Source organism: SAR202 cluster bacterium (genome assembly GCA_009392515.1).
Lineage (GTDB): Bacteria > Chloroflexota > Dehalococcoidia > Lucifugimonadales > UBA6952 > UBA6952.
The window spans coordinates 1-12,873 of sequence record VFGE01000031.1 but is presented as its reverse complement, the minus strand read 5'-3'; the positions used below and the strand labels follow the sequence as shown (position 1 = coordinate 12,873).

At 32.1% G+C, this 12,873-nt stretch carries 9 protein-coding genes; 8 read left to right on the top strand and 1 reads right to left on the bottom strand.

The genetic code is table 11. The features are described 5' to 3' along the window. The 8 genes from FI695_04510 (at position 1) to FI695_04475 (ending at position 12,486) form a co-directional block, all read left to right on the top strand. The gene (locus FI695_04510) at positions 1-492 is read left to right on the top strand and encodes a hypothetical protein (protein ID MQG51224.1); all 492 of its coding nucleotides are present in this window, start codon (positions 1-3) and stop codon (positions 490-492) included. Next, the gene (gene nuoK, locus FI695_04505) at positions 492-806 is read left to right on the top strand and encodes an NADH-quinone oxidoreductase subunit NuoK (protein ID MQG51223.1); all 315 of its coding nucleotides are present in this window, start codon (positions 492-494) and stop codon (positions 804-806) included. The genes FI695_04510 and nuoK overlap by 1 nt, the downstream gene beginning before the upstream one ends. 24 nt (positions 807-830) lie before the next feature. After that, the gene (nuoL, locus tag FI695_04500; protein MQG51222.1) at positions 831-2,816 is read left to right on the top strand and encodes an NADH-quinone oxidoreductase subunit L; all 1,986 of its coding nucleotides are present in this window, start codon (positions 831-833) and stop codon (positions 2,814-2,816) included. Positions 2,817-2,825: 9 nt separating this feature from the next. Beyond that, entirely contained in the window at positions 2,826-4,316 is a 1,491-nt protein-coding gene (locus FI695_04495) for an NADH-quinone oxidoreductase subunit M (protein MQG51221.1), read from the top strand. Between the two features lie 11 nt (positions 4,317-4,327). Then, the gene (locus FI695_04490; GenBank protein ID MQG51220.1) at positions 4,328-5,836 is read left to right on the top strand and encodes an NADH-quinone oxidoreductase subunit N; all 1,509 of its coding nucleotides are present in this window, start codon (positions 4,328-4,330) and stop codon (positions 5,834-5,836) included. A 12-nt stretch (positions 5,837-5,848) separates the two neighbouring features. Beyond that, positions 5,849-7,147, top strand: a complete 1,299-nt coding sequence (locus FI695_04485) for a phosphopyruvate hydratase (GenBank protein ID MQG51219.1) — start codon at positions 5,849-5,851, stop codon at positions 7,145-7,147. A gap of 16 nt (positions 7,148-7,163) precedes the next feature. Then, positions 7,164-8,171 (top strand): type I glyceraldehyde-3-phosphate dehydrogenase, encoded by a 1,008-nt coding sequence (gene gap / locus FI695_04480; GenBank protein MQG51218.1) that lies wholly within the window; start codon positions 7,164-7,166, stop codon positions 8,169-8,171. Positions 8,172-8,304: 133 nt separating this feature from the next. Then, on the top strand, positions 8,305-12,486 hold the full coding sequence (locus FI695_04475; protein ID MQG51217.1) for a hypothetical protein: 4,182 nt from the start codon (positions 8,305-8,307) through the stop codon (positions 12,484-12,486). Here FI695_04475 and FI695_04470 read toward each other — a convergent pair. Further along, on the bottom strand, positions 12,487-12,873 hold a 387-nt coding region (locus FI695_04470; protein MQG51216.1), incomplete at its 5' end, for a hypothetical protein.

The window sequence follows — 12,873 nt, the reverse complement described above, 5'->3', positions numbered from 1 at the left end:
ATGAGTAGTTTACTAGTATTTTACATATTAAGTTCGATCATAACAGTATCTGCAATAGGTGTTGTTACAAGTCGCCATGTAGTACACGCTACATTTTATTTATTAATCACCTTATTTGGTATAGCTGGAGTCTATGTAATTTTACTCTCACAGTTTTTGGCAATAGTACAAATTTTGCTTTATGGCGGAGCAATAATTATTGTTATTCTTTTTGCACTAATGCTAACTAATATTTCAGATTTTAATTTTCAAGTTAAAAACAAACATTGGAAATACTCCCTCATAGGTTCAATATTATTTTTTATAACAGGCACAATTGCCTTCATTACTACCGGTGGAAATACTGTAACTGGGGCCTTGGGTACAGATATGAAAAATATTGGGATAGAACTTTTTTCGTATTGGGGAATTCCTTTCGAAATAGTATCCGTCATTTTGTTAGTGGCCTTAATAGGCGCAATTGTAGTATCAAACACAGAAAGTAATAAATAATGGATGAGTTAAGTCTTATACACATACAAATTGCAAGCATAGTATTATTTTCTATTGGTATTTATGGAGTTCTTTCTCGAAGGAATGCAGTACTTATTTTACTTGCAATAGAACTTATGCTTAACGCAGTAAACCTTAACTTAATTGGTGTTAGCGCATTTTTAGATCAATCAAGATTTTTAGGACATATTCTCATAATTTTTATCATAACAATAGCTGCAGCAGAAGTAGCATTGGCTCTGGCTATTGTGTTGAAACTTTATAAAGAAAAACGTAACACTGATGTTGATAAACTCGATGTTTTGAAATGGTAACAAACTACCGAAGGAAATGTATTAATGGAATTAAATGAAGCGGCTTTACAAGCTCCAAGTAATCTGGGAATAGTATGGTGGGCACCTGTCCTCTATATAATCTCTTTTGTTGCTTTAGGCCTATTAGCGAGAACAAAAATCAAATATACATACTTTATTCCGATTATTGTCTCATTTATTGGTATTGGAATTTTTATAACTGTTTTTAGTACTTATGTCACCCATACATGGCCAAGATATGGTTGTGACGTAATAGGAGTTTGTTGGAATGGTATCGATCCTTGGTTTGTTATTGGTGATATTGAAATGCATTTTGGAGCAATCATTGATGGCCTTACAGTAACAATGTTAGGTTTGATAAGTATTGTCGGTTCGTTAGTTATTATTTACTCAGTATCATATATGCATGATGATCCAAGAAAAACTTGGTATTTTTCTTGTATATCATTTTTCATCGCAGCAATGCTCTTTCTTGTCTTAGCTAACAACCTATTATTAATTTATGTGGCATGGGAGTTAGTAGGTTTAGGATCTTATTTACTTATAGGTTTTTGGTATGGAAAACAAACTGCAGTTGATGCAGCAAAAAAAGCATTTATCACTACCCGTATAGGTGATGTTGGTTTAATGGTTGGTATTTTAATATTGGGCGCTAGTTTCACAACTAGTAGTGGATCGATTGGAACTTTCCATATCCCTGATATTATCCTCGCTGCCCAACAAGGTATGTATAGCACCGCTGAGCTTAATTGGGCTTGTCTTTTGATTTTCCTTGGAGCAATGGGTAAATCTGCACAGTTCCCTCTACATATTTGGCTACCTGACGCAATGGAAGGGCCAACACCAGTAAGTGCTTTAATTCATGCAGCCACAATGGTTACAGCAGGTATATATCTTACAGCCAGGTTATTTCCATTATATGAAATTTCTACTATAGCCCTTACTGTTGTAACAATTGTAGGCCTAATTACTGCCATCATTGCTGCATCAATGGCATTGGTAATGAATGATCTGAAAAAAATTCTTGCTTATTCAACAGTCAGCCATTTGGGATTAATGATTTTTGGTATTGGAACAGGTGGTTATGCAGCAGCAATGCTTCATCTTGTAGCTCATGGATTTTCAAAAGCCCTATTATTTCTCTCTGCTGGTAATATAATGCATTCTTTACACGAAGAAACAGATATACGAAAAATGGGTAATCTTCGACACTATATGCCCATCACTACCGTATGTTTCCTCATTGGCGCGCTTTCTCTCTCTGGCATTCCGCCACTCAGTGGCTACTTTAGTAAGGATATGCTTCTTCACGGTGTAACCCATGGCAAAATAGATTTTACAAATATTTACTTCTTATTAAGTTTAGGATTTATTTTTCTGAGTGCCCTTTATATGACAAGAGTCTTTATACTCGTATTTTGGTCTAAATCAACAACTGAATACAAAGATATTCACGAAGCACCCAAAACAATGAACATTCCTATAATCATACTCACATTATTTAGCATAGTGTTTGGAATAATAACGTGTTTAATATATCAAGACACACTCCTTGATATTATGTATTTAGTAACATGGGGTTTTCTTGATGATCCTCTTCACTTTGAATTTGATTTAATTCTTACCGCGCTTTCAGTTGGGTTTGCACTGAGCGGCATTATTGCTGGATACTTTTTATATCAAGAAAATTATGTAAACAAATCTATTTTTCATTCAGGAATATTTAAATCTTTAAATAATCTTATTTCTCAGAAATATTATTTGGATGATGCATATAATTGGATAGTTTCAAACGTCGTTAACAAAATAACTGTTCTTGTATCTTATGTTGATCGAGCATTTGTAAATGACATAGGAATAAACACCCCTGGAGAAGCTATTAAGGCAACTTCAAACAAATTGCGCTATATGCAAACAGGAAAAGTATATAACTATGCACTATTTATTGTGCTTAGTATATCTGTCATTGTTCTTATCTGGATATTTCTTGAAACAGGTAAAATCTTATAGGAGTACTAATTGGATAGTTGGATATTACCTTTAATACTTATCGTACCAGTAATAACATTACTGGCAATATTATTTATACCCAAAAATAATGAGGAAACTATAAAAAATATAACAATTTTGGGCTCTGCTATTTCTGGTATTTTCTCTTTATATGTGTTTATGGCTTTTGCACAAACCAGAGATCCAAATCAATTTGATTTTTCGGTTGTTTGGTTACGCAGTTTATCAATCCGTCTAGACTTTGGAGTAGATGGGATATCCGCATTAATGGTTTTATTAGTGGGAATTGTCTATCTAACCGGAACCCTTATTTCTTGCAAAATAACCGAAAGAATAAAAGAATTCTTTATCTTATATATTCTTCTAATTATTGGAGTATATGGTGTATTTATATCACAAGATCTCTTTTTCTTCTTTTTCTTTTATGAATTAGCAGTTGTTCCAATGTATTTACTAATTGCAGTATGGGGTCACAGCTCAGAATTCGAAACATTTAATAGGACAAAAGAATACGGAGCATTAAAATTAATGCTTGTCCTTGTTGCAAGTAGCATACTTATCTGGATAGGAATTTTATCCACATTTATTGTTGCTAATCAAAATAGTTTCTTATTCAAAGACTTAATAAACGCAAATATTGGAAATGATTTCCAGATTTTTATTTTCCCATTCTTTTTCATTGGGTTTGGAGTCTTGGCTGGTTTGTGGCCTTTTCACACTTGGTCTCCAGACGGTCACGTTGCAGCACCAACTTCTGTAAGTATGGTCCACGCAGGTATATTAATGAAATTAGGAGCTTATGGAATTTTACGATGTATTGAATTTTTACCTGCAGGTGCACAAGAATGGATGTGGCTCTTACTTATTCTGGGTACAATAAATGTAGTATACGGAGCATTATCTGCAATGGCTCAAAAAGATCTGAAATATGTCATTGGTTATAGTAGTGTAAGTCACATGGGATATGTATTAATGGGGCTTGCAACTTTAAATGTCATCGGTACAGCTGGATCAGTTCTTCAGATGTTTTCACATGGAATAATGACCGCACTATTCTTTGCATTAGTTGGAGTAATATATGAACGAACACATAGCAGGGACATTGAAACACTCGATGGTTTAATTAAACCTATGGGTATTACTGGAACTTTATTTGTCATAGCAGGTTTAACTTCTTTAGGGTTACCTGGATTAAGTGGTTTTGTTGCAGAATTATTCATATTTATTGGAGTATTTCAAACAAATCCACTTATGGCAATACTAGGAGTAATTGGTGCAGCTATAACAGCTATATATATCTTACGATTAATTGCCAGAATATTTTTTGGTACTGTTTCTGAAAAATGGGCAAATTTACCTGATATTAGTAGATTTGAATTGATACCGTCCATAATTCTTGCTTTCTTTATCGTATTTATGGGAGTTTTACCAATATATTTTATTGATGCTGTCGATGAATCAGTAAAACAATTAATTAATGCATATTTGTCAAATTTTTAGCTGGATAGTTCATGGAAAATATAACAAACAATTTATCATACCTCATACCTGAAATCTTAATTACTGCTCTTGGATTTATAATAATTGGTATTGGAATTTTTACTCGTATAAGAAATAAATATATTCTACCTTTTGCATCAGTAACTGGACTTATATTTACAGCAATTTATATTACTTTCTTTTTTGATATTGGAAATATTCATATTTTATCTACTACTGACCATAATCAAATGAAAGACTTACTAGTATATGGTGGGCTATTAAAATTAGATTCATTTTCTTTACTTTTTAAATTTATATTTATTATTCTGGGTATTTTTGTAATCCTTATGTCTATCGATTACGTTGATAAACATGTAAATCATGAAGGTGAATTTTATGGATTAATTATTCTTTCAATTGCAGGGATGATGATAATGTCAGCTGCAAATGAATTACTAACTGCATACATTGGTTTAGAACTACTAAGCTTCAGTCTATACATATTAGTTTCACTTGGAAACGATCCTGAAAAAACAAACGAATCAAGTATTAAATATATTTTACTTGGTGGATTTACCTCAGCATTAGTTCTTTATGGTATTAGTCAAATTTATACTGAACTTATAAAAAATGATATTGTTAATCCAACTTTCTTCTCATCAATAGGTTTATATGCGTCTCAATACGAAAGCCTACCACCACTGTTCATGTTCGGTCTTTTCCTCTTAATTACAGGTCTAGGATTTAAAATTGCTGCAGTTCCATTTCATACTTGGGCTCCAGATATTTATGAAGGAGCACCATTACCAATAGCTGGTTACTTAGCTACAGCTTCAAAACTCGCTGGTATCGCCCTAATACTAAGAATTTTTTCTGAAATTTTTGAGGGGTCTCACTCAAGCCTTGTAATTATTGTTGCTATTTTGGCAATTCTAACCATGTCATTAGGGAACATTACAGCTATAGCGCAAACGAAATATAGAAGACTTATTGCATATTCAGGAATCAGTCATATGGGATATATTCTTGTTGGATTAGCTGCAAACACTGTTGACTCCTATAGTGCAATAATATTGCACTCTATAGGTTATGCTTTTTCAGGCTTAGTAATATTTGCCGCTTTAATATGTTTTTATAATCAAACTTATAAAGAAAACATTAGTGATTTATCAGGGCTATATAAAACTAATTCATTTCTTGCTCTAAGTATAACTGTTGCCTTGTTGTCAACTGCTGGTTTGCCATTTTTTGTAGGTTTTATATCTAAGTTTTACCTATTTTTATCGGCAGTAGAACAAGATCTTTTATGGTTGGTAATTATTGCACTTATCAACAGTCTGATCTCTCTTTATTATTATTTAATGGTTATAAAAGAAATGTATGTTAATGAACCTAATGATACTCAAACAATCTCTACAACTAATATAGAAAAATTGGTGTTAATCACCTCTCTAATTGGGGTCATTGGTCTAGGAATTTATCCTGACATAATTATGGATGCAATAAACAGTGCTTCAATTTCAGTATTTATACGATAAATAAGGAAAAACATGTCAGATAACTTTCAGATAAAATCAATAATTGCTCAAGAAATATTAGATTCCAGATCTAATCCAACCATAAGAGTCTCCGTTACTTTATCAGATAATAGTATCGGTACTGCTAACGTTCCATCGGGAGCTAGCACAGGTGCACATGAGGCAATTGAATTAAGAGATAATGATCCAAATAGATTTTCTGGCAAGGGCGTATTAAAAGCTGTTACCAATGTCAATAATACTATTGCGAATAAATTATCAGGTATGAAATTCACCGATATTGAAACTATTGATAAAACTTTAATTGAATTAGATGGCACTGAAAATAAAGCTAATTTAGGAGCAAATTCTATTTTAGGAGTATCCCTTGCAACAATTCATGCAATTTCAAATTCAAATGGAATTCCTTTATATCAATACATATCCAATATAACCAATAACAAAATGTCTTTACCTGTTCCAATGTTTAATATCTTAAATGGGGGTAGTCATGCTTCAAACTCCACAGATATTCAAGAATTTATGATTATACCTTCTGGATTAAACTCTTTCACTGAATCTTTACAATTTGGTGCAGAAACATACCAATCTCTCAAATCTTTACTTTCTAAAGAAGGTAAATCAACTAATGTAGGAGATGAAGGTGGGTTTGCTCCAGAAATGAAATCTAACCAAGCTGCAATAGAAATAATATTAAAAGCTATAGAAAATGCAGGTTATAAGATAGGAGTAGATTGCTATTTGGGTTTAGATGTCGCTGCTTCAGAATTCTATATAGATTCAAAGTATGAACTAAAAAAAGATAATCTAAATCTAGATAGTGATGAAATGGTCGAATATTTAATTAATTTAGTAAATTCATATCCTATATTAAGTATTGAAGATGGATTAGCAGAGGATGACTGGAATGGATGGGCTAACTTAACTCAACAAATAGGAAATAAAATTCAATTAGTTGGGGATGATTTATATACCACTAATGTTGCAAGACTAACAAAAGGAATTGAAAAAACTAGCAGTAATTCTATTCTTATAAAATTTAATCAAATTGGAAGTATAACTGAAACTTTTGATGCAATCGAATTAGCAAAGAATGCTAAATGGAGCAATGTGATTAGTCATAGATCTGGAGAAACCGAAGATACAACTATTGCTGACCTAGCGGTCGGAACAGGTGCTGGGCAAATAAAAACTGGAGCACCTGCAAGAAGTGAAAGAGTCGCGAAATATAATCGATTATTAAGTATTGAAGAGGAGTTAAAAGGAAGTGTATCATACGCAGGGAAATCGGCATTTCCTTTCTTATCATAATAATAAGGATTAAATCATGGTAACAAAAATAGGTATAAACGGGTTTGGAAGGATTGGAAGACAAATACTTAGGGTTATAATGGAACAATATCAAAATGACCTAGAAGTAGTATCCATCAACGATGGGGGCAGTATTGAAACTAACGCTCATTTATTCAAATATGATAGTACCTATGGAACCTATAATGGCACAGTTACACACAATGAAAACATTCTTGAAATAGATGGTCATAAAATAAATAAAACAAGTGACCGTAATCCTGAGAACTTAGACTGGTCTAAATATGAAGTTGATATAGTTGTAGAATCTACTGGCAACTTAACGGATAGAGAAAGTGCATCTATACACCTCAACAATGGTGCGAAAACAGTCTTAGTAACCGCTCCAGCATCCAATGCAGATCTGACAATGGTTTTAGGAGTAAATGAAAATGAATATAATCCAGATAGCCATAAAATACTATCCAATGCATCATGTACTACGAATTGCGCAGCTCCACTAGTGAAAGTACTTCATGATAATTTTGGTATAAACCAAGGTTTAATGACAACGGTACACTCCTACACAAATGACCAAAAAGTCCTCGATGGGAACCATAAAGATTTACGAAGAGCAAGAACTGCAGCCGGGAATATAATTCCTACCTCTACTGGTGCTGCAAAAACATGCGCTGTTGTAATGCCAGAATTACAAGGAAAGGTTCATGGTGTTGCCCTCCGTGTTCCAACCCAAACCGTATCTGTAGTTGATTTTGTAGCTACATTAGATAAAAAAGTAACATCTGAAGATATTAATCAAGCTTATAAAAATGCAGCTGAAAGTTCTATGGCTGGAATAATTGAATATTGTGACGAACCCTTAGTATCTAGTGACTTCCGAGGCAGTCCTTATAGTTGTATATTCGATTCTTTATCCACAATGGTATTAGGTAATTCAATGGTTAAAATACTAGGCTGGTATGATAATGAATGGGGATATTCATGCAGAACAGCTGAAATGTTAAAATTTATTGCTAATAAATAAACCAAAGACCCTAGGCTTGATAAACCTGGTGATTAACTGGAAAAATAAATTATTTAAAAACAATGCCGGATTCACAAATAAACCTATAATAATTACAATAATAGTTATAGGTTTCCTGATACGCTTGTATGGAGTGAATTGGGATAGTGGTTATTATTTTCATCCTGACGAACGATCCATATATATGCGTGTAGACTGCATGTATAAAGTCCTCATGAATTCTTTGGGGTATCTTGATTGTATCAAAGCGCCACCATTTGAATTAACCGAGCCTGGACTGCCTTCAGTACAAACGTTTTTAAATAGTGATAAAAGTCCTTTAAACCCACACTGGTTTCCAATAGGAAGCACAATAATTTATCTATTATTATTTTTTAAAATAATTCTTTCTCCTTTTTTCACACTTGGTGTATATGATCTTTACCTTATAGGTAGACCACTTTCGATTATAGCTGATATAGGTTCAATGGTATTTATATATCTGATTGCTAAAAACATTTTTGGAAGCAGGGCAGCATTGTTCTCTCTTGTTCTGTTTGCCTTCTTACCAACAAGTATTCAGCATAGTCACTACTATAGACCTGAGCCATTTTCAGTATTTTTCATTCTGGCTAGTTTTTGGTCCATGCTTAAGTTATATAATAAACAATCCCTCAAACACTATCTTGTTACTGGATTTTGTATTGGCCTCGCACTCTCATTCAAAATCAGTGCATTATCACTAGGAATACCACTTTCTATTTTATTTCTTCTGTTTCTGATCTCTAAAATTGATCATAAATCAATTACCTTACATTTTCGTCAATTCAAATTATTTCTAATCACAGGATTTGTTATACTTTCCACCTATATAGTTCTAAATCCCTATTCAATACTAGATTTTCAAGAATTTTGGGAATGGAATACTCGAGAAATCAACATTGTAAATACTGCAGGTATAGTTCCATATACCATTCAGTATTTAAATTCTCCAAATTTTATTTATGAATTTCTGCAAACAACTAAATGGAACATTGGATTACTAACAGGTGTCTCGCTATGGGTATTATTTACATCAGCAATTATTTATAACTTTAAATATCCCAAAATGAATGAAATTCTTCTTTTAGTCTGGGGATTTGCTTATTTCATAACTATTGCAACAGTAGATGTTAAATTTTCTCGATATATGTATCCCCTTATACCCATAATGATCATTATAGGTTCTGGATATTTATTCAAAATACAAAATTATTTAGGTCAAAAAAAGAACCTTTTAAGTCCAGTTTTTTCAATAATAATTGCAATACTAGCTGCATCATCAATTTTGTATGGTCTGGCATACACAAATATGTACACAAAAGACCATACAGCCGTTCAGGCAAGTAAATGGATCAATGGGAATATCCCAAAAGGAACAAAAATTATAAATGATAATCACTGGGATGAATCCATCCCTGATATTTATGGTTATCAAGTAAAACAAATACCAATATTTGAATCTGACACACAAGATAAAGGATTTGATATAGCCATAGATTTGTCATCATCTGAGTATTTGATCTTTTATAGTAATAGAACTTACAATGCCATATTTAATAATTCATCCCAATATCCAATTAGCGCTTCATATTACAATAATCTTTTCAATCAAAAATTAGGATATTCACTAATTAAATCATTTACTCAATATCCAGAAATCGCAGGTATCCATTTCCAACATGATACTTTCTCCATCAATAACATACCTACACCAATCGGGTTTCCAACGGATGACAATTCAGGATTTTATTTAAACCTAGGTTATGGTGACAACGACATTGTAAATTATGATCACCCTGTAGTACTAATTTTTCAGAATACCCAACACTATAAACCGGACCAAATATACCAAACTATTTATAGTGGACGAACAAATTACCCATCCAAGCTAAATTCTATGCTTACTCTTGAAGACAAAATAACAAACAGCAACGGTGGAACATGGAATAATATTTTCTCTGAAAATATATTAATTGCAAAACTACCCGTTTTATCATGGTTTATCTTATTAGAAATTGTAACAATTCTTTTTTTACCTATATCCCTAATTATCTTTCACGGTTTACCCGATAAAGGATTTGGAATCAATAAATTACTTTCACTATTTGTAATCGCATACATCACATGGATGTTTGTTTATTTAAATATCCTTACATTTACAATGTCTTCAATAATATTAATTGTGGTTATACTTAGTGCAGTTTCGATAAGAATTTTTTATACAAACAAAGATTATATAGTCACAACGATAAAAAATAATATCAAACTATTTGTTATAGAAGATTTGATATTTCTTTCAGCATTTGGATTATTTGTACTAATACGATGGTTTAATCCGGATTTATGGCATCCATATCTAGGTGGTGAAAAACCAATGGATTTTGCCTATCTAAATGCAATTATAAAATCAACAACAATGCCGCCATACGATCCATGGTTTGCCGGTGGGTATATCAATTACTATTATTTTGGACAGTTTTTTATAGCTGTGTACATAATCCTTTCTGGTATTCTTCCAGAAATCGCGTACAATCTTGCCATCCCAACTTTGTATGCATTTACTGCAATTCTCTCATTCTCAATTGGATATAATATTTATTCTCTTTACCGTGAAAAAATACATCTCAGCAGAACATCTATATTTGCTGGTTTTGTTACTCTATTTCTCATAACATTATCAGGTAATTTTGGAATACTTTTTCAAATCATTGATAATCCAAGTTATCTCATGAACCCAACACGATTTGACTGGTGGGGACCAAGTAGAATGATGGAACCACAATTTAGTATCACAGAATTCCCTTTTTGGACCTTTCTATTCGCTGATTTACATGCCCATTTAATCGCCCTTCCATTTACCATATTAGCAATACTTGTAGGTTTAAATGTTTGTACTAACTTACTAAAACAGGAGGGAATTTTTACAAAAAAATTTATCGCAAGTTTTTTATCTTTTGCACTAATATTGGGATCTCTTTCCGTAATTAACACCTGGGATTATCCAACATATTTAGTCATTTCATTATTTTTTATATTTATTGGGATTTTTACTTCACTATCATCGATTCAACAAAAAATTACAAAACTCATCTTAATTTCTTCGTCACTTATTACTATTTCGTACCTGTTATATCTACCATATCATTTGGATAATACAATCTACACGTCAGGATTCCATCTAAGTAATGAACAAACAGCTATTTCGGATTTTCTATCGATATATGGATTTTTTCTTTTCATACTTCTTTCATATTTTCTTCTAAAAACACTCAGCTTTTACACATCTTTACCTATCCCAAGAAACCTAATTTTCCCAATTAGTATTATTCTTATTTCAGCAATTACGGTGATCCTATCTTTCACACTATATTTTGGATATTTTACCGTTGGTATTATTGTCATTTTAATAATAATGCTTAAATTAATGATTCCAGATTTATATATGAATTCTTTAGGAAATCGATACTATTTATTTCCCTTGTTTTTCATATTACTTTCGTTAAGTATTTGTATTTTTGTAGACATATTTACTATTGATAATGATATAAATCGAATGAACACAGTCTTTAAGTTCTACAATCAAGCATGGATTCTCTTTTCTATTGGCTCAGCGTTTTTACTCACTATATTACTCGAATCTATAAATTCTAAATTAATATTTAATAACCGAATTGTTACATTCTTTTGGATATTTTTACTTGGATTTTTTGTTATAAATGCATCTTTATTTGCTATATTTGGTACAACCTCAAGAGTAAATAATCGATTCACCACAGAATTCAAAAGTTTAAATGGTATGGAATTTATGCAATACGCATCGTATACAGATACTAAAGCACCTCTCTGGAATCCTGAAATGAATGGTTTAAATTTAAACCATGATTTAGAAGGTATTATGTGGATACGAAATAATATACCAGGATCACCTGTTATAGCTGAAGCTACTACTGAACCTCATAGATACATGTGGGGCAACCGTATATCGATATATACTGGAAACCCTACAGTCATCGGATGGGGATGGCATCAAACACAACAAAGAACATCCGGAGAGTCTATTGAAGAAATAAACACAAGGATCCAAGATGTAAAAGTTTTCTTTTCAACAGAAAATAAAAAGTTGGCCCAAGATATAGCAGAAAAATATAATATTGAATATATCTATGTTGGGGAATTAGAAAAAATTTATTATCCAAAAGAAGGCCTAGATAAATTTGATTTCATGATTCAGCAAGGATTTAAGAAAATTTACTATAAAAATGGGTTCTCAGTTTATAAAATAGAACTGACCTAATTATTCTTGATCTTCTTGAACTAAAGCTTTTTCCCATGTTAAGTATTTAAGCATAAGTTCACGATTCCCAAGAGGGTGTACAAAAACATCATCCGGATAATCATATTTGTTATCACTTTTAGTAGTTAATGGCAGGTTATTAGACTTCCATGCCTCTAAACCACCACTTAAAACCACAGTATTGCTATATCCTAAATCGTCCAATATCTTTGCTGATAATGCTGACCTAAGTCCATCATTACAAACCAATACCACTTTATCATTATTATTGGGCACAACAGCTTCTATATATATTTCTAGCCAATCCTTTGGAAGCCAATATGATTTTTCAATGTGACCTTCATTATAATTTGCACTATTTCCCAAAAATAAAATTGTCTGATTTTC

Bases quoted from the DNA above. Each gene is read 5' to 3' on its own strand.
- nuoL (MQG51222.1), top strand. From the start codon at position 831: ATGGAATTAAATGAAGCGGCTTTACAAGCTCCAAGTAATCTGGGAATA.
- FI695_04490 (MQG51220.1), top strand. From the start codon at position 4,328: ATGGAAAATATAACAAACAATTTATCATACCTCATACCTGAAATCTTA.
- nuoK (MQG51223.1), top strand. From the start codon at position 492: ATGGATGAGTTAAGTCTTATACACATACAAATTGCAAGCATAGTATTA.
- FI695_04510 (MQG51224.1), top strand. From the start codon at position 1: ATGAGTAGTTTACTAGTATTTTACATATTAAGTTCGATCATAACAGTA.
- FI695_04485 (MQG51219.1), top strand. From the start codon at position 5,849: ATGTCAGATAACTTTCAGATAAAATCAATAATTGCTCAAGAAATATTA.
- gap (MQG51218.1), top strand. From the start codon at position 7,164: ATGGTAACAAAAATAGGTATAAACGGGTTTGGAAGGATTGGAAGACAA.